The following is an 18,874-nucleotide window of genomic DNA, read 5'->3' on the forward strand; positions in this document are numbered from 1 at the left end:
GTGTGGATCCGGCCGTCTTCCGTGACGGACTTCTTCAGCGACTCCAGCATCTGGCGCAGCTTCGACGACTCCCGGTGCGCCATGAGCTGGACCAGGAATTCGTGCCCGGTCTTTTCCAGCAGGTTTTTGAGTGACGCGGCGTCGGTGGTGTAGCCGGACTTGATTTTCTTGGTCTTCGGCAACTGGAGTTCGTCGAACAGCACGGTCTGGAGCTGCTTCGGCGAACCAAGGTTGACCTCGTGGCCGATCGCGGCGAACGCCAGCTCCTGGGCGTTGTCGATCACCTTGGCGAGATCCGACAGTTGCTCGTCCATGCGGGGCATGTCGATGGCGATTCCCGCGAGTTCCATATCGGCGAGGACGCGGCTGACGGGCAGTTCCAGCGTGGTGAGCAGGTCCTGGGCTTTGCGTTCCGTCAGTTCTGATTCGAAGAAGCGGCTCAGGGCCTGGACGACGGCGGCCACGTGGACCAGCGCGCCGGCGGTGGCGGCGTCGTCGCCGTCGAACGCCAGCTCAAGCTGGCCTGCCTTGGCCGCCTCGGTGGACACCGAGATGTTCAGGTGGTGCTGCGCCAGCTCGGCGAGTTCATAGCTGCGGCGGTCGGGCTGGATGAGGTAGCCGGAGATGGAGGTGTCATCCACCACGCCCTCCAGTTCCAATCCGCGGGCGTGGAGGGCCTTCAGGGCAGCCTTGAACCCGTGCATCACCTTGGGCGCCTGGGCGTCCCGCAGCCACGCTGCCAGGACGTTTTCGGCGGCAGCGTCCTGGCTGGCCAGGTCGATATAGACGGCGGAGTCGTCGCGGACGATCGCCACCGCTGCGGCGTCCTCGCCGATCCGGCCTGGCACGAGATCGACCGCCACTGCGGAGCGCTTGCCGGCACCGGCCGCGAGGAACGCACTGAGCTCGGCTGCGTCGGACGGGACCACGAAACCGGGCGTTTCGAGGCTTTCCCGCTCGGCTTCGGCAACTTCACTGCCGTAGAGGGCAAAGAGCCGGGTCCGGATGGTCTTGAATTCCAGGGCGTCGAACAGCTCCTCGAGGGCGGCCTGGTCCGGCCGCGGGTCCGCGAGCTCGTCCAACGTAACTGGCAGGTCCAGGTCGGTGTGCAGCCTGTTGAGGCGCCGGTTGCGCTTGACGTCGTCAACGTATTCGCGCAGCGAGTCCCCCACCTTCCCGCCGATCGCGTCGACGTTCTCCAGGACCCCCTCCAGACCGCCGTAAAGGTTGATCCATTTCGCTGCCGTCTTGGGGCCGACGCCGGGAACGCCGGGGAGGTTGTCCGCGGATTCCCCCACCAGGGCGGCGAGGTCCGAGTACTGGGCCGGGCTGACGAAGTACTTCTCCTGGATGGCGTCCGCGTCCATGCGGGGAATGTCGCTGACACCCTTTTTGGGGTACAGGACGAAAACGTTGTCGGTGATGAGCTGGAAGGCGTCGCGGTCGCCTGAGACCAGCAGCACTTCGTAACCGGCCTTTTCCCCCATTGCGGCGAGGGTGGCCAGGATGTCGTCAGCTTCCCAACCGGGCATTTTGATGGTCTTGATGCCCCAGGCGCCCATGACCTTGTCGATGAGGTCGATCTGGCCGCTCATTTCCCGCGGGGTCTCGTTGCGTCCGCCCTTGTACTCGCTGTATTCGGCCTTGCGGTGCGTCGTGTCATCGGAGACGTCGAAGGCGACCGCCACGTGGGTGGGCTTTTGCTCCTTGATCAGGTTGATCAGCATGGACGTGAAGCCGTGGACGGCGTTCGTGTGCTGGCCCGTGGCGGTGGAGAACTTGTCCGCGGGCAGGGCGAAGAATGCCCGGAACGCCATGGAGTGCCCATCCAGTACGAGTAGCCGCGGCTGGTCCGTGATCGGAATCACGGGGGCCTCGGTGGCGGAAACCGACGCCGCGGCCCGGCTGGATTTTCCGGCACGCTTGGCCGCAACCCCTGAATCCGGCGCATCTGCCGGGAGAAGGTCTGCCGCGGTGTCCGCGGAAAGGGGGGCAGCATTTTGGGGGGCTGCATTCTCGAGGACAAGGGCCGGTTTGGTAGTTTCACTCACAGGTGCCAGCCTAGTTCCCATGAAGGACAATTTCACGCCCGGCCCCTACGCGACCGAGCTCGCAGCGGCCGGTGTTCCCGAGGAGATGCACGATTGGCTGGGCCAGTACGGCGTCGGAGCCCTTGTGGTGAAGATGGGGATCCGCTTCCTCGAGATGAGCCCGGAACGCACCGTGGCCACCATGCCGGTGGCGGGGAACACCCAGGTGGCCGGCATCCTGCACGGCGGGGCCCACGTGGTCCTCGCCGAAACCCTGGGTTCTTTCGCGGCGGGCATGCATGCCGGCCCCAACCGTCAGGCGCTGGGGATCGAGGTCGGCGCGACGCACCACCGGGCGATCTCGGAGGGCACCGTCACCGGCACGTGCACGGCCATCCACCTTGGCCGGACTCTCACCACCCACGAGATCGTGATGACCGACGAGCATGGCCGCCGGCTATCCACCGCCCGGATCACGAACCTTATCCGCGATATCGCGCCCTAGATCCGCGATATCGCGCTGGGCGACCGGCCCGGGCGTAGCCGGATCCGGCTACGCCCGGGCCGGGAAGCGGTAGCGCAGTTCCAAGATGCCCCTGCCCAGGGTGCGGGAAGATGTCAACTCGAGCGGCGGCGTCGGGCCCGCCATGGGCAGCAACTGCTTTCCGCCGCCCAGGACCACCGGAATGACCGAGACAATCAGTTCGTCCAGCAGCCCGGCGTCAGCGAACTGCGCTGCGAGCACGCCTCCACCCACAACCCACACGTTCCGGCCGCCCGCCGCTTCTTTGAGGTCGTCCACGAACTCGCCTACGGCCCCGCGCACAAACGTGACATCCGCGCCCTTCGGGGCGGCGTGCTCGTGGCGGGTGAAGACCCAGGAGGGTGTGCCCGGATACGGCCAGGTGTCCGGTTCATGCTCCCGAAGCCACGCGTAGGTCTCGCCGCCCATGACGATGCAGCCGACGTCGGCCATGAACGCGTCATAGCTGTCCTGTCCGCCCTCAAAGCCGTCGAACTGCAGCAGCCAGGCCAGATTGTCGTCGGCAGTGGCGATGAACCCGTCGAGTGAGGACGCCACGAAGTACTGGAAGCTCACCATGGCCCCAGCCTAGCCACTGCGGTGGCCGGTGTCCCATCCCTCGAACGCACGGACAGCCGACCCCCACGCGGCGGCCGGAAACGCATGGGCAACCGGACCCGGACGCGGGCAGCGGCTTACCTGTGGAAGTAAGGAATGATCAGGTAGAGCCCGAAGAGAATGGCGGCGCCGCACAAAGCGAAGCACGTGTAAGCGAGCGGTCGGGTCCAGGCCGCCGGGGAGGTCCGGGTGTCCCCCGCGATGGCCGTGAGGCGGACGCCGAGGGAGTAGAGAACTACCACGGTTACAGCGGACACAAGCGTGGCACTCGCCACGCTGAACAGTTCCAGCCATTTCATCGCTGGGCACCGCCGTTCTTGATCGACTTGGTGGCGGACTTTTTCTTGCGGAACTGCACGGCCTGGCCGACTTCCTCGATCTCGACGGCGTTGTTGCTGCCCACAGGCGACTTCCGTGAGCGCACAAACATATAGGCCACTGCGGCGGTGCCGGCAGTTGCCGCGATGATCACGCCTACGACCCCGGTCTGCACGAGCAGAGCCGTCAGCGCGCCCATGATTCCAGCGGCCGGCAGCGTGAACAGCCAGCCGATGGCAATCCGGCCGGCGGTTCCCCACCGCACCGTAGTGCCGCGGCGTCCCATGCCGGAGCCCACGACGGAGCCGGAGGCAACCTGCGTGGTGGACAGGGCGAAGCCCAGGTGCGAGGACGCCAGAATGGCTGTGGCGGTGCTGGTCTCGGCGGCAAAGCCTTGGGCGGGCTTCACTTCGGTGAGTCCCGAGCCCATGGTGCGGATGATCCGCCACCCGCCGGAATACGTGCCGATCGCGATGGCGAAGGCACAGGCGGTGATAACCCACCACTCCGGACCAGATCCGGCAGGCTGGAGGCCGGCGGAGATCAGGACCAGTGTGATGATGCCCATCGTCTTCTGGGCGTCGTTGGTGCCGTGGGCCAAAGCCACGAGGCTGGACGTGAAAACTTGACCGGTCCGGAATCCGCCGCGCTTCTGCGTGAGCTTGTCCCCGGTTTCGGGGTCATGGCGGGCGGTCAGGGCGTACGCCAGCCGTGTGCACAAGTAGGCTACGCCGCCCGCGATGACCGGGGCGAACACCGCGGGGAGAATGATCTTTTGGAGGATTGACTCGAAGTTGATCGCGTGGATGCCGATACCGGCAATCGCGGCCCCGATCAGACCGCCGAACAGCGCGTGGGAGGAACTGGACGGCAGGCCCTTGAGCCAGGTGATCATGTTCCAGAGAATGGCGCCCATCAGCCCGGCGAAGATGATGTCTGGGGTGATCTGGACCCCGTCCGAGCCTTCCTTGATGATGCCGCCCGAGACGGTCTTGGCGACTTCCGTGGAGAGGAACGCTCCCACGAGGTTCAGCACCGCCGCGAGGGCAACTGCTGTTTTCGGTTTGATGGCGCCGGTTGCGATGGGGGTAGCCATGGCGTTCGCGGTGTCATGAAATCCGTTGGTGAAGTCGAAGAACAGCGCCAGCGATATCACTAGCGCCACCATTACGGTGATTTCCACCTGTTGCCCAATCTGAAGTGTTCACGGTCGGCAGTTCCACATCCCCGTTGCTGCATGGCCACCACGTCCATTCGATGCCTGATCAGATGAATTCGGTGGCGCTAACGCGATTTGAAACCTTATCGATGGTACGTGGGAAAGACGGCTGGGCAAAACATGCCAGAAGTCCCTAAATTTAGTCCTCCTGTGCGGCACGGGCCTTCACCGCGGCGGTGCGATGCCGGTCACAGCTGGCACCGCCCGGCTCCACCGGAAAAGGCCCAGCTCAGACGGCCCGGCGGACGTCAGGCGCCGGGCCCGCGCCGAGCATCGAAGCGATCCTGTCCTCCAGCGCCGCGAGCGTCGCCTCGGGCAGCACGATGAGCCCGTCGAGTTCCCGGCGGGCGCGGCGGTAGGCCGTCTGCCGCTCGGCGGGAGTTGCGGCCGCGTCCGATGCGATCCGCAGGAGCTTCCGGGCGGTCTCGAGCCGCTGGCGTTCGGGACCGGTGAACTTGCTGTCCCTGATCCGTTTGGCTTCCCGTTCGGCGACGTCGAATGCGAGCTCAAAGCTGGTCACGGCCGACCGGTACTCCGCAAGCCGCGCGGCGGTCCTGACTTCCGCCGGGGCGGCGGGACGCAGCCCGTCGGCCTCGCGTTTGGCCCGGAGGAAGGCCACGGTGAGGGGCTCCCGGACATCCGTCATGACCGGGTAGTCGATCAGCTTTCCTACGTCGAGTTCGTAGTCCAGCCAGCGCTGGTTAACGGTGTCGTGCGCCTTCATGAGGGCCAGGACGTCGGCCTGGCTGGCCTGCTCTGCCTGCGCCGCCTGGTTCTTGAGCGTGTAAAGCTCCACGCGGCGGCGGTGCCGGCGTTCGGCGGCTTTGGACCAGGACCGCGCCCACCCGCCGGCCAGTCCGCTCAGGGGAAAGACGAGCCACCAAAAGTGCGTGATGAAATTGAAGAAGGGGTCCACGGCATCATCCTCCCATCCGTTGGCGGCGCCGGAAAGCCCCCTCCAAAAGGGCGCTCTCCAGCCAGTTCCGGGACCTTGCCGGCAACGGGTTGCTCGCCGGGCGGTCAGTCCCCGTGCTTGACCTTATGCACTTTCGTGACGATGGTGGGGCACGGCACGTTCAGGAGCACAGCGTGCGCGGTGGAGCCGAGGACCGTCCGGGAGAAGCCGCCACGTCCCCGACTTCCGATCACCAACTCCCTGGCGCCGGCGGCGATATCCACGAGGGCCTTCGCCGGTTCGGTGTTCGTCTCAAGGCGCTGATGGACCACCAGGTCGGGGTATTTGTCGCCGAGACCGGCGACCGACTCGGCGAGAACAATCCGGTCCTCTTCGACGATGCTCTCGGCGAGACCACTGGTCGGCAGCTGCTTCTCGACCCACCGGGCAGGGCTCTTGAACGCGAGGACCACGGTGAGCTCGTCTCCACCCCAATCAGCTTCGGCGGCCGCGAAGGCGACGGCCTGCAGCGACTCCTCGGAGCCATCCACGCCGACCACGACGCCCTTTGCCCCCGTGGCCGGTTTCGCCGGCACGACGGCTACCGGGCATTCCGAGGCCGAGACAATCTGCAGGGCCCGGTCCGTCATGGGACCGCCGCCCATCCAATGTTTGTCATGGCCGCCAACCACGATCATGGCGGCCTCCTTGGAGACTTCCCGGAGCACCGAACCGCCGCTGCCATGACGGAGCTGGATGTCCACAGTGACGTCCGGGGCCTGTTCACGGGCGGCCGTCTCAGCGTCCCGAAGCAGTTCCATCCCCGATTCCCGGATGATCTCGTGGTACTGAAAATCCGGTGACATCCACCTGTCGTCCACCGCGTGGACGACCGTGACCGGGAGCTTGTCCCGGGCGGCCCGGTCAAGGGCCCAGGCCAGGGCGGCGTTGCTGCCTGCGGACCCGTTGACGCCGACGATGATTGCTTTGCTCATGCTGATTCCTGCTTCCTGGAATGCACACCGGCCTAGAATCCGGTGGGCTCGGTCTCGAACTCCGGTTCGCGGGGCGGGCCTTCATGGTGCACCGGGCGCAGCGCTGCGGTGTGTTCCAGCCAGATGAGTGCGTCGTAGCGCTCCCCCATCCGGGTCGGAACGTAGTTTCCGGCGTCCCGTTCCGGGTGGTAGACGACGCCGATCGCCCGGTGTCCGAGCCGTGTCGAGAGCCACGGCCCGGTCCGGTCGTCGCCGAACACCAGCACTGAGGGCACCCCCAGGGCCTGATGCAGGAAGTCTTCGTGGCTGCCCGGGCGCGCTTCCGGAACCGTCAGGATGCGTTCGGGGCGGCCCCACCCGTCGGAGGCGAGCACGGAGCCGCGGTGGGCTGCGAAGCCGACCAGCAGCACACCTTCGCCCGCGTGGCGTTCACGCAGCAGCTGCCCGACGTTGACCAGGCCGTCCTGCGCCATGTCGGTGGCCCGGGCATCACCGATGTGTGTGTTGTGTTCCCAGATCAGTCCCTTCGACGCCGGACCGAGGTGCCTGCTGACCCGGTCGATGGTGTCGGCCATATGGTGGTCGCGGACGTTCCAGGACTGCCTGTCGCCGCGGACCATGATGCGGTAGTAGTGCTCGGCGTTGGCCGCGACTTCAGCGTTCTGGACGGCGTCGAAGGCGTCCTCCTCATGCCGGCCGGGGCTGAAGGCCCGGTTCCTGACCTCGGTCAGGAGGGCCACGACGTCGGGCTCGCAGGACTGCGGCACCAGCCGCGTGCTCCAGGCGTACTGGTGCGGGTCCTCGTGATGGGGCAGGAAGCACTGCCAGGCGCGCTCCGCCGCGGGGACGGCGTCGGGAACGTTCGCCTGCAGCCAGCCGATGATTTCGCGCAGCGAATCCCAGAGCGAGTAGACATCCAGTCCGTAGAAGCCGACACGTTTGTCCAGCGGCCTGGCCAGGTTCCAGCTGCGCAGCCAGTCCAGGAACGCCGCGACTTCCTCGTTGGCCCACATCCAGGTTGGCCAGCGTTCGAAGCCGGCCAGCAGCGCGTGGACGCCCTGGTCCTTCCCCTCCAGGCCGCGGACCCAGCGGTTGATGCGCCAGCAGTCGGGCCAGTCCCCTTCCACCCCAATCCAGTTGTAGCCTTCCTCCGCGATGAGCCGCCTGCTGAGGGTGTCGCGCCAGGTGTAGAACTCGTGGGTGCCGTGGGAGGCCTCGCCGATGGCTACAAAACGGCAGTCGGCCGCGCGCCGCACGAGGCCGTTGAGGTCCCGATCGGTTTTCAGTGGCCGGGCGAGATCGTGGACCTCCTTCAACACGGTGGACCGGGTGACGGCCTCGGGGTTCATCGCGGATCCTCGACGTCGCTCGGCTGCTGGTGCTTCATGGCGCCCCCGTGGACCTTCTTCTTGCGTAAATTGTGCGTTGATTGCGCGCGGACCTGTGACCTGCGCAAACCCGTGACCAGCGCGAACCTGTGTCCTGAACGACCCCAGAGAACTGCACGGACCCGCGGCTCGCGGTGTACGCCCCAGCTTCCGCCCGGGCCTGCCGGGTGCCAAGGGCCAAAAGTCACCTCCGGGCCGGCGCCGGCCGCCGCCGGGGCCTCCCCGGCACGCGCGTCCAGGCGGGGCCGCCCCGGTAGGATTTCTTGACGGGCCCGGCCGGGCCCGAGGCCGGCAGCCCGGCACCGCACAGCCCCGCGCATCACAGCGCAGCCCAGTGGCAAGGACACACCATGAGCACCAAATCCGCAGGGCCCAAGCGTCCCGACCGCCCCTGGACCCGCCACTACAGCCCCGGGGTTCCCGCCAGCCTCAAGCTCCCGGAAGGTTCCCTCGTCGACCTGATGGACTCGTCCGTCCGGCGCTACGGGAAGAAGACCGCCCTGGAATTCTTTGGAGCGCGCACCAGCTACCGGGACCTCGGCACCGCCATCAACAAGGCGGCCGCGGGCCTGAGGAAGCTCGGCGTCCGGGCCGGTGACCGGGTGGCGCTGGTCCTGCCGAACTGCCCGCAACACATCATCGCGTTCCACGCGGCACTGCGCCTGGGCGCCGTGGTCGTCGAACACAACCCCTTATATACGGACCGCGAGCTGCGCCACCAGTTCGAGGACCATGGCGCCACCATCGCCATTGTCTGGGACAAGGCCGTGGACAAGGTCCGCCAACTGCCGGCCGACGTCGGGCTGCAGAGCATCGTCTCCGTTGAACTGATTCCGGCGATGCCCCTGCTGCAACGGGTCGCGCTGCGGCTCCCCGTGCCGGCGGCCCGCGCCGCCCGTGCCGCCTTGACCGCCGGCAAGCACTCGCCCCGGCCCGTGGCGCAGCCGGCGCACCGGAGGGTGCTGGCGTGGAAAGACCTCCTTGGCGCGGGCGACCTGAAGAAAAAGCATCCGCGCCCGGCCGCCACAGACCTGGCTGTCATCCAATACACCAGCGGCACCACGGGCCGGCCCAAAGGCGCCATGCTGACCCATGCCAATCTGCAGGCCAATGCCGCGCAGGGCCGCGCCTGGGTGCCGGGACTCAAGGACGGCCGGGAAACCGTGTACGCGGTGCTGCCCATGTTCCACGCCTACGGCCTGACGCTCTGCATGACGTTCGCCCTGAGCATCGGCGCGAAACTGGTGCTGTTCCCTAAGTTCGACGTCGACCTGGTGCTGAAGGCGCACAGGAAGTCGCCTGCCACATTCCTGCCGGCGGTGCCGCCGATCTACGACCGCATCGCCGCCGCAGCCGCCGAGCGCGGTATCGCGCTGGACAGCATCCGCTTCTCCATCTCGGGGGCGATGAACCTGCCGACGGCGACGGTGGACGCGTGGGAGAAGGCGACCGGGGGCTACCTGATCGAGGGCTACGGGCTGACGGAAACCTCGCCCATCGCCCTGGGCAACCCCTTCGGTCCCAGCCGGAAACCGGGAACCGTAGGGGTCCCGTTTCCCCTGACGGACATTCGTGTGGTGGACCCGCGGAACGTCCTCCTGGACCGTGCCCCGGGAGAGGAGGGCGAGCTCCTGGTCCGCGGCCCGCAGGTCTTTGCCGGCTACTGGAACCGGCCGAAGGAGACCGAGGAGGCGCTGCTGGAGGGCGGCTGGTTCCGGACCGGTGACATCGTCTCGGTAGATAAGGATGATTTCGTGACCGTCCGGGACCGGATCAAGGAGCTGATCATCACGGGAGGCTTCAACGTCTCCCCCACGGAAGTTGAAGATGTCCTCTCCGGGTACCCCGGCGTGCGGGACGTGTGTGTGGTGGGACTGCCCCGCCCGGGCGGCGGCGAAGACGTGGTTGCCGCCGTCGTCCCGTCCGCGGGCCCCGGCCTGGACCCGGAGGGGCTGCTGGCGTTTGCCCGGGAGAACCTGGCCGCCTACAAGGTGCCGCGCCGCGTTGCCGTGGTGGATGAGCTGCCGCGTTCGCTGATCGGCAAGGTCCTCCGCCGCGAGATCCGGGACACACTCGTGGCCGGCCGGTAGCTTGCCCCGGCCGGGCAATTGCTTGCGGCGCTCCGATCAAGCTGATAGGCCTGACGGTAAGGTGCAGAGTGGCAGATCAGCACGCCGCCCCATCCGGGTGGTGGTTGCAGAAGGGAAGTTCACGTGACTCGCAACACTCCTCATATCGAGGAACCGTCCGAAAAGGATCTCGTCGTCGGGGACGGGCCGAAAAGCTGGGCCGCCGGCGTCCCGGGCGTCTACCACTCCATGAAGCCGGCCATCGAACAGATGGGCCTGAACCGAACCCGCAAGACCGTCATGGCGATGAACCAGAAGGACGGCTTCGACTGTCCGAGCTGCGCGTGGCCGGATCCCCACCACCGCAAGGCATTCGAGTTCTGCGAGAACGGGGCCAAAGCGGTGACCTGGGAAGCGACCCCGGTGGTGGTTCCCGAAACTTTCTGGGCCGAGAATGCCGTCAGCGACCTGCGCAGCCAGACCGAGTACTGGCTTGGCATGCAGGGCCGCTTGACCGAACCGGTGTACAAGGCCGCCGGCGAGGACCACTACAAGGCGGTCAGCTGGGACGAGGCGCTCCGGCTCGTGGCCGACAAGCTCAAGGGCCTGGACTCCCCCGACCAGGCGGCGTTCTACACGAGCGGCCGGACCTCGAACGAGGCTGCCTTCCTCTACCAGCTCATGGTCCGCGGCTACGGCACCAACAACTTGCCGGACTGCTCCAATATGTGCCACGAATCCTCCGGCTGGGCCATGGGCCAGACCATCGGCATCGGCAAGGCGACGGTCAGCTTCGACGACTACGCCAAAGCCGACCTGATCATCATCATGGGCCAGAACCCCGGCACCAACCACCCCCGGATGATGACCGAACTTGAGGCGTGCAAGCGCAACGGCGGCGAGATCGTGGCCGTCAACCCGCTCCCCGAAGCAGGCCTGCGCCGGTACAAGAACCCGCAGCAGGTCAACGGGGTCGTCGGTCACGGCGTCCAGATCGCGGACCAGTTCCTTCAGATCCGGATCGGCGGCGACATGGCGCTGCTGCAGGCCGTGTCCAAGCGCGTGCTCGAGGCCGAGGCCAAGAACCCCGGGACAGTCCTGGACCACGCCTTCCTGGCCGAACACTGCGAGGGGCTCGAGGAGCTCAAGGAACACCTCGCCGGGCTGGATGAAGGCACAGTGCTTGAGGCAACGGGCCTGCACAGCGAGGACATCGATGAGCTGGCCGCCCGCTATCTCAAGGCCGAGAAAGTCATCATCACTTGGGCCATGGGCATCACGCAGCAGAAGAAGGGTGTTGCCACCATCAAGGAGATCATCAACCTCCTGCTGCTGCGCGGCAATATCGGCAAGCCAGGCGCCGGCGCCTCCCCCATCCGCGGGCACAGCAATGTGCAGGGCGACCGGACCATGGGCATCTGGGAGCAGATGCCGCAGTCCTTCATGGAGGCCCTCGGCGAGGAGTTCGACTTCGAGCCGCCCCGCGAACACGGCGCGGACGCCGTCGAGACCATCAACAAGATGCGTGCGGGCGAGATCAAGGTATTCGTCGCCCTGGGCGGCAACCTGGTGGGTGCCATCTCGGACACGAACGCCGCCGAGRCTGCCATGCAAAACACGGAGATGACGGTCCAGATCTCGACCAAGCTGAACCGCTCGCACACTGTGACGGGCCGCGAGGCCCTGATCCTCCCCACGATGGGCCGGACCGAGATCGATATCCAGGAATCCGGTCCCCAGTTCGTGTCGGTGGAGGACACCGTCTGCGCCGTGCATCCGTCCTGGGGCAGCGTCGAGCCGGTGTCCCACCATCTGCTCTCGGAGCCGGCCATCGTGAGCCGGCTGGGCAAACTCCTGGTGGGCGACAAGATCAGGGCCGACTGGGACGGCTATGAGAAGAACTACGACCTTATCCGGGACCACATTTCGCGCGTGGTGGGCGGCTGCAAGGACTACAACCAGAGGATCCGGCAGGAAGGCGGGTTTATCCTCGCCAACGGTCCCCGCGACTCCCGCACCTTCCCCACGCCCACCGGCAAGGCCGTGCTGACAGTCAATGATCTTGAACTTGTCGAACGGCCGCATGGAACCCTGATCCTGCAGAGCATGCGCTCCCACGACCAGTTCAACACCACCATCTACTCGCACAACGACCGCTACCGTGGCATCAAGAAGGGCCGCCATGTGGTGTTCGTGAACCCTGACGACATCGCCGAACTCGGCCTTGCGGACGGGCAGTACGTGGACGTCCACGGCGTGCACGACGACGGCGAGGAACGCGTGGTGCGCAAGTTCCGCGTGGTGTCGTACCCCACGGCACGGGGCTGCGCGGCGGCGTACTACCCCGAGGCCAACGTGCTGGTGCCGCTGAACCACACGGCCGAAGGCAGCAACACGCCAGTCTCGAAGGCAGTCATCGTCCGGCTCGAGCCGAGCCTGGACCAGACGCCCGACGGCGCGGCAACAGCCCCTGCCCGGGTGGCCTCACCCTAGGCACCCGCCAGCCGGGGCCGGGCCAGTCCGCACCACCGGACATGCCCCGCCCCGGCCCCGGCGAGTGGACATAACACCAACATGCCCGTCCCTGCGCCCCACCGCGGAGCATGTCCAGTGGCTGCGGACCGCGCGCATGGCGTGATCCCTGTGCATCAGGTCCGGCGTGCTTCCAGGGTGCTCGCGGGCCGGGCTACTGGGCCCTCTTGGCCCAGCCTTTCTCGTCAGGGCCGCCCGACTCGCCATGTTCGCAGAGCTCGATGACCTTGTTTGATGCGGCGTGCACGGCCTCCTGCGTGCCCTTGCGGCCCTTGGTGGACGCAGTACCCGCCGCGTAGCCCACGATGAACGCACTGATGGCGTCCGCATGCGGCCCGACGGCTTTGACCGATTCCTCTGCCACCTGGACGATCTTTTCGTGGTCGACTTCCAGGTCGAGGATCTGCAGCGCCTGGATCAGCCGGCTGCTCCAATGCCTCAGCGAGCTGTCTTCGTCTCGGGACAACGTCATTGCTACTCCTTCTCGCAGGGTGAATGGATCGTCTAACCCTCAAGGGGTAGCACCCGTCCCCGGCGTTGCGCAACGCGACACAGCGGCACAGCGGCAGCCGGCACGGCGGCGGCCCCTCAGCTCCAGAGCGCCACGTGGAACTTGGACCCCCGCCGTTCCAGCCCTCGCGAACCGCCGGGGGCGACCATGGCCGCGGTGGCGTCGGCGGTTCCGGCAAACCGTTGGAGGGTCCGCGCCATGGTGGTGGCCCGGCCGCGGTCCAGGGTACTGGCCCACCAGAGTCCGGAGATCGGCGTTCCGGCTACCGGCACACGGACCAGGGAACCGCTGCGGATTTCAGCCCGGACAATATGCCCCAGCGCCAGCATGGTTCCCTCTCCGGCCCTGACGGCGGCCAGGGCCTCCGTCTCGCTGCTCAACCGGACGATCTCCGGCGCCACCGACTGGGCGGCCAGCCAGCGGCCCTCCTCGCTGGCCGCCTGGATGCCGGCGGGCCCGGCAAACCAGGGTCTGCGCACCAGCTCGGCCGGCGCGACCGGCCCGTGGAGGGCGGCGATCGGATGTCCGGCGGCCGCCACGACGATCCGCTGGTACCGCAGGAACGGGACGGAGTCGATGCCGACGGCGCCAGTGCCGTTGGCACGGGAGCCGTTGCGGACGGCGGGCCTGGCCCCCAAAGCGATGTCATAGACGCGTTCGAGCATCAGCGAGGCGATGTCCTCGGCTTCCTCCACCACCACATCGACGGAAGCCCCGGGAACCCGGCGGGTGAAAAGGTCCAGCAGGCGCCCCGCCGCGTGCTCGGCAAACGGCGCCGTCGCCACGATTTTCAGCCGCCCGGTCTCGGTCTGGGCATGTGCCACCTCCCACCGGGCCCGGTCCGCCAGTCCCACGATGTCCTGGGCATGTTCGGCGAGCGCCCGGCCGCCGGGAGTCAGCGCGATCCCGCCATGGGCGCGCACGAAGAGCGGGTCGCCCAGATCCTGCCTGAGTGCGGCGAGCGCCGTCGAGACTGCCGGTTCGCTGACTCCGAGTTGGACGGCGGCCGCATGGAGGGAACCCAGCTTGGCCACCAGGGCGAAGGTCCGCAACTGTCCCAATGTCATCGCCACGGCTTCATAACCTTTCGCTTATGACGATATTGACAGCCCCGCCAGGCCGCGGCAAGACTGACGTCAATCCGGCGCCAGGCAGCCGCTGCTCCACGCCGCCGGCCTTTCGGAGTGAGGTAGGGACTATGCAGATTCCGGCTCCATTTGACTACGTGCGCGCCACTACGGTGGAGAACGCCCTGGAACTTCTTGCCCGGTACGGACCCGACTCGCGGGTGGTGGCCGGGGGGCATAGCCTCCTGCCGATGATGAAGCTCCGCCTCTCCCGGCCCGAATGGCTGATCGACATCAATGACTTATACGAGCTCGATTTCATCCTCCGTGACGGCAACAAACTAAGGGTCGGCGCCCTGACGCGCCACACCACCCTGCTCGAGTCGGAGGAGGTGGCCGGGCTGTTCCCCATCGTGCGGGACGCCGAGCGGGTGATCGCCGACCCCGTGGTCCGCAACCGCGGCACCATTGGCGGCTCGCTTTGCCAGGCCGACCCGGCCGAGGACCTCTCCACGGTTTGCGGGGTCCTGGGCGCCGAGGCCGTGATCCGCGGACCAGGCGGCGAGCGCATCCTGTCCATGTCCGAGTTCCACCGCGGCCCCTATGAAACCGCGGTCGGGCACGATGAACTGCTCTGCGAACTCAGGTTCGGCATCCGCCCCCGGTCGGGCAGCGCCTATGAAAAGGTCGAACGCCGGGTCGGAGACTGGGCGGTCGGTGCCGCAGGTGCCGCCGTCACCCTCGCCGCGGACGGCACTGTCGACGACGCCGCCGTCGGGCTCACCGCCCTGGGCCTTGACCACCCCCTGGCCGGGGCCGCCGCCGTGCTCCGCGGCCGGCATCCGGACGAGGAGCTGTTCGCCGAGGCGGGCAGGCTGGCAGCGGAGGCCTGCGATCCGGTGGCTGACCAGCGCGGCCCGGTCGACTACAAGCGGCATCTCGCCGATGAGCTCACCCAACGGGTACTGCGGCGGGCCTGTGCCCGCGCCGCCCAGATGCAGGAAGGCTGAAGCCGATGCAGATCAGCATGACCGTGAACGGCGCCGACGTCACGAGCGAGATTGAGCCCCGGGTGCTCCTGGTCCACTACATCCGCGAGGTCCTGGGCCTCACCGGTACTCACTGGGGATGCGACACAAGCAACTGCGGGACGTGCGTGGTCCTGATGGACGGACAGCCCGTGAAGTCCTGCACCGTCCTGGCCGCCATGGCCGCGGGGCACGACATCCGCACCGTCGAGGGGCTGGCCAGCGGCGGCACCCTCGACCCCGTCCAGCAGGGCTTCATGGAAGAGCACGGGCTGCAGTGTGGCTTCTGCACCCCGGGGATGATGCTCACGGCCCGCGCGCTGCTGGATAAGAATCCGCACCCGGACGACGCCGAGATCCGGCAGGCCATTTCCGGGCAGATCTGCCGGTGCACGGGCTACGCGACGATTGTCCGCTCGGTGCAGTGGGCCGCCGCCCATCCGGCCGGCTCCGGCCTGGCCGACACGGCCGCCGCCGACACGGACACCGCCGTCCCGGATGTCGCGGCGGAGACAGAAGACACGGAGGTGAAGGCATGACCGTCATCCATGACCGGCAGTCAAACCCGGCCGCTGGCGACGAGGACCGCCCCATCGGCTATGGCCGCATCCAGCGGAAGGAAGACCCGCGCTTCGTGCGCGGCAAGGGCCACTACCTGGATGACATCGTGTTGCCGGGGATGCTGCACGGCGCCATCCTGCGCGCTCCGGTCGCGCACGCCCGGCTCGTGTCCATCGACACGACTAACGCCCTCGCGCATCCGAAAGTGGTCGCCGTCATTACCGGCAAGGACCTGTTGGGCCTGAAGCTCGCGTGGGCGCCGACGCTGTCGGCGGATGTCCAGGCCGTGCTGGTGACCGACAAAGTCCGGTTCCAGGGCCAGGAAGTCGCGTTTGTCGTGGCCGAGGACCGTTACGCCGCCCGGGACGCCCTGGAGCTGATCGACGTCGAATACGATGTCCTTCCCCCGCTGGTGGACGCCCGCAAGGCACTGGACGCAGACGCCCCGGTGATCCGCGATGAGATCGAGGGCCGGACGGACAACCGGATCTTCGACTGGGAGATGGGCGACAAGGCCGAAACGGATGCGGTGTTCGCCGCCGCGGATGTTGTGGTCAGCCAGGAGGTCGTCTACCCGCGGGTCCATCCCGCCCCGATGGAGACGTGCGGCGCCGTCGCCGATTTCGACGCCGTCAACGGCAAGCTGACGCTCTACGAGACCACCCAGGCACCGCACGCGCACCGGACCCTGTTCGCGATCGTCGCCGGCATCCCCGAGCACAAGATCCGGATCGTCTCCCCCGATATCGGCGGCGGCTTCGGCAACAAGGTCGGGATCTATCCCGGCTACATCCTCGCCGTCGTCGGTTCGATCGTCTCCGGCCGCCCGGTCAAATGGGTGGAGGACCGCTCCGAAAACCTGATGTCGACCTCGTTCGCCCGGGACTACATCATGCAGGGCGAAATCGCGGCGACCAGGGACGGCAAGATCCTCGCCCTGCGCACCCACGTGCTGGCCGACCACGGCGCGTTCAACGCCACCGCCCAGCCCACCAAGAACCCGGCCGGATTCTTCTCCATCTTCACCGGCAGCTACGACCTCGCGGCCGCCCACTGCTCCGTCACCGGCGTCTATACCAACAAGGCGCCCGGCGGGGTCGCGTACGCGTGCTCGTTCCGGGTCACCGAGGCCGTGTACCTCGTGGAGCGGATGGTCGACATCCTGGCCCGCAAGCTGGACATGGACCCGGCGGAGCTGCGGCTCAAGAACTTCATCAAGCCGGAACAATTCCCCTATGCCAATAAGACCGGCTGGGTCTACGACTCGGGCAACTACGAGGCCGCCATGCGCCTCTCGATGCAGCTCGCCGGATACGAGGACCTCCGCCGCGAGCAGGCCGAGAAACGCGAACGCGGGGAACTCATGGGCATCGGGGTTTCCTTCTTCACGGAAGTCGTCGGAGCCGGGCCCAGGAAACACTTCGACATTGTGGGCCTCGGCATGGCCGACGGCGCCGAACTGCGCGTCCACCCCACTGGCAAGGCCGTGGTGCGCATCTCGGTGCAGAGCCAGGGCCAGGGCCACGAGACCACCTTCGCCCAGATCGTGGCGGAAGAACTCGGCATCCCGCCGGAGGACATCGAGGTGGTGCACGGGGACACCGACCAGACCCCGTTCGGGTTGGGCACGTACGGCAGCCGTTCGACGCCGGTCAGCGGCGGCGCCGTGGCCCTTGTAGCCCGGAAGGTGCGCGAGAAGGCGAAACTGATCGCCGGGGCGATGCTGGAGACCCGCCCCGAGGACCTCGAATGGGAAAAGGGTCGCTGGTTCGTCAAAGGCGATCCGAGCGTCGGCAAGACCATGGCCGAGATCGCCATGGGCGCCCACGGCACGATTGCCTTGCCTGAGGGCGTTGACGGAAACCTCGACGCCGAGGTCACCTACGACCCGCCGAACCTGACCTTCCCGTTCGGCGCCTACATCTGCGTCGTCGACATCGATCCCGGCACCGGGGAGGTCAAAGTGCGGCGCTTCATCGCGGTGGATGACTGCGGCACCAGGATCAACCCGATGATCATCGAAGGCCAGGTGCATGGCGGGCTGACGGACGGTGTGGGCATGGCCCTGATGGAGATCATCGAATTCGACGAGGACGGCAACTGCCTCGCCGGGTCCTTCATGGACTACCTGATCCCCACGGCCATGGAGGTGCCGGACTGGGAAACCGGATTCACTGTCACGCCCTCCCCGCACCACCCGATCGGGGCGAAGGGCATCGGTGAGTCCGCCACAGTCGGCTCACCGCCGGCGATCGTCAACGCCGTCGTCGATGCCTTGGCGCCGTTCGGCGTCACGCATATGGACATGCCCTGCACCCCGGCCCGCGTCTGGGCTGCCATGCAGGGCCGGGCACGGCCGCCGATCTGATGGCTTCCACCGCAGGATCCCTGGCCGCCAGGGCAGATGAACTCGCCAGCCGCCGCGAGCCGTTCGTCCATGCCACGGTGGTCCGCGCCCAGCATCCGACGAGCGCCCACGCCGGGGACACCGCCCTGGTGCTGCCCAGCGGAGAGATCCACGGCTTTGTGGGCGGAAACTGCGTGGAGGAGTCGGTGCGCGAGTACAGCCGGCAGGTCCTGGCCACCCAGGAACCCCTCCTGCTGCGGGTGCTGCCCGGAGAACCGTCCCGCACCGCGGAGGAAGGCGCCGTCGAGGTCACCAACCCGTGCCTGAGCGGCGGGGCCATCGAGATCTTCCTACAGCCGCGGATTCCGGCGCCCCGGGTCGTGGTGGTGGGCACGACGCCGGTGGCGCAGGCCCTGGAAACGCTCGGCTCCGGCGTCGGCCTCGAAGTCGAACTGACGGACGGCGAATCCGCCGATCCCCGCGGGGATGACGCGGCATTGATTGTCGCCTCGCACGGCAAAGCGGAAGAGCGTGCCCTGGAAGCGGCCCTGCGGGCCGGTGTCCCCTACGTTGCCCTCGTGGCCAGTAGAACCCGCGGCGCCGCCGTCCTGGAATCCCTCGACGTCGACGACGCCCTGCGGCGGCGGGTTTTCACACCGGCCGGGCTGCAGCTCGGCGCCCGGACCCCCGGGGAGATCGCCCTGTCCATCCTCGCCCAGCTGGTCGGTGAACGGTCCAGGGCGCGGCGCGCGGCCCCGCCCCTGGCGTCCGCT

16 protein-coding genes are annotated in these 18,874 nt (G+C 67.5%); 7 read left to right on the forward strand and 9 right to left on the reverse strand.

Annotated elements, in window-relative coordinates; genetic code table 11:
* Positions 1-1,817: DNA polymerase (locus tag AC1D1W_RS15365; protein WP_476944147.1), on the reverse strand; the 1,817-nt coding region annotated here is incomplete at its 3' end.
* Between the two features lie 253 nt (positions 1,818-2,070).
* Between AC1D1W_RS15365 and AC1D1W_RS15370 the strand changes: the two genes are divergently transcribed.
* Positions 2,071-2,535, forward strand: a complete 465-nt coding sequence (locus AC1D1W_RS15370; protein WP_028276824.1) for a hotdog fold thioesterase — start codon at positions 2,071-2,073, stop codon at positions 2,533-2,535.
* Positions 2,536-2,583: 48 nt separating this feature from the next.
* Here AC1D1W_RS15370 and AC1D1W_RS15375 read toward each other — a convergent pair whose 3' ends face one another.
* The 6 genes from AC1D1W_RS15375 to AC1D1W_RS15400 form a co-directional block, all read right to left on the reverse strand.
* Positions 2,584-3,132 carry a dihydrofolate reductase family protein gene (locus AC1D1W_RS15375; RefSeq protein ID WP_476944141.1) on the reverse strand — a complete coding sequence of 183 codons (549 nt, stop codon included), beginning with the start codon at positions 3,130-3,132 and terminating at the stop codon, positions 2,584-2,586.
* A gap of 116 nt (positions 3,133-3,248) precedes the next feature.
* Positions 3,249-3,470, reverse strand: coding sequence for a hypothetical protein (locus AC1D1W_RS15380; RefSeq protein WP_476944142.1), 222 nt, complete (start codon positions 3,468-3,470; stop codon positions 3,249-3,251).
* Entirely contained in the window at positions 3,467-4,672 is a 1,206-nt protein-coding gene (locus AC1D1W_RS15385; RefSeq protein ID WP_243177754.1) for an inorganic phosphate transporter, read from the reverse strand. The genes AC1D1W_RS15380 and AC1D1W_RS15385 overlap by 4 nt, the downstream gene beginning before the upstream one ends.
* Before the next feature lie 265 nt (positions 4,673-4,937).
* Positions 4,938-5,624, reverse strand: coding sequence for a hypothetical protein (locus AC1D1W_RS15390; protein WP_476944143.1), 687 nt, complete (start codon positions 5,622-5,624; stop codon positions 4,938-4,940).
* Positions 5,625-5,728: 104 nt separating this feature from the next.
* The gene (locus AC1D1W_RS15395) at positions 5,729-6,598 is read right to left on the reverse strand and encodes a universal stress protein (RefSeq protein ID WP_243177757.1); all 870 of its coding nucleotides are present in this window, start codon (positions 6,596-6,598) and stop codon (positions 5,729-5,731) included.
* Positions 6,599-6,630: 32 nt separating this feature from the next.
* A complete protein-coding gene (locus AC1D1W_RS15400) occupies positions 6,631-7,947 on the reverse strand; it encodes an erythromycin esterase family protein (RefSeq protein WP_243177759.1) in 1,317 nt (438 codons plus the stop codon).
* 389 nt (positions 7,948-8,336) lie between these two features.
* On the opposite strand from AC1D1W_RS15400, the gene AC1D1W_RS15405 reads away from it, so the two are divergent.
* Positions 8,337-10,076, forward strand: a complete 1,740-nt coding sequence (locus tag AC1D1W_RS15405; RefSeq protein ID WP_476944144.1) for a long-chain-fatty-acid--CoA ligase — start codon at positions 8,337-8,339, stop codon at positions 10,074-10,076.
* Between the two features lie 123 nt (positions 10,077-10,199).
* Positions 10,200-12,548 carry an FdhF/YdeP family oxidoreductase gene (locus tag AC1D1W_RS15410; RefSeq protein ID WP_476944145.1) on the forward strand — a complete coding sequence of 783 codons (2,349 nt, stop codon included), beginning with the start codon at positions 10,200-10,202 and terminating at the stop codon, positions 12,546-12,548.
* Between the two features lie 193 nt (positions 12,549-12,741).
* Here the strand turns inward: AC1D1W_RS15410 and AC1D1W_RS15415 are convergent, their stop codons facing one another.
* Both AC1D1W_RS15415 and AC1D1W_RS15420 read right to left on the reverse strand, forming a co-directional pair.
* Complete coding sequence (locus AC1D1W_RS15415) at positions 12,742-13,059, reverse strand: DUF6457 domain-containing protein (protein WP_028276814.1); 318 nt, start codon at positions 13,057-13,059, stop codon at positions 12,742-12,744.
* Between the two features lie 116 nt (positions 13,060-13,175).
* Positions 13,176-14,165 (reverse strand): LysR family transcriptional regulator, encoded by a 990-nt coding sequence (locus AC1D1W_RS15420; protein WP_243177997.1) that lies wholly within the window; start codon positions 14,163-14,165, stop codon positions 13,176-13,178.
* A 131-nt stretch (positions 14,166-14,296) separates the two neighbouring features.
* On the opposite strand from AC1D1W_RS15420, the gene AC1D1W_RS15425 reads away from it, so the two are divergent.
* The 4 genes from AC1D1W_RS15425 to AC1D1W_RS15440 all read left to right on the forward strand — a co-directional run.
* Positions 14,297-15,175, forward strand: coding sequence for an FAD binding domain-containing protein (locus AC1D1W_RS15425; RefSeq protein ID WP_243177766.1), 879 nt, complete (start codon positions 14,297-14,299; stop codon positions 15,173-15,175).
* Between the two features lie 5 nt (positions 15,176-15,180).
* Positions 15,181-15,732, forward strand: coding sequence for a (2Fe-2S)-binding protein (locus AC1D1W_RS15430; RefSeq protein WP_243177768.1), 552 nt, complete (start codon positions 15,181-15,183; stop codon positions 15,730-15,732).
* Entirely contained in the window at positions 15,729-18,122 is a 2,394-nt protein-coding gene (locus AC1D1W_RS15435) for an aerobic carbon-monoxide dehydrogenase large subunit (protein ID WP_243177770.1), read from the forward strand. The genes AC1D1W_RS15430 and AC1D1W_RS15435 overlap by 4 nt, the downstream gene beginning before the upstream one ends.
* On the forward strand, positions 18,122-18,874 hold a 753-nt coding region (locus tag AC1D1W_RS15440), incomplete at its 3' end, for an XdhC family protein (protein ID WP_476944146.1). The genes AC1D1W_RS15435 and AC1D1W_RS15440, both read left to right, overlap by 1 nt.

The organism is Arthrobacter sp. P1_B4 (assembly GCF_056406555.1).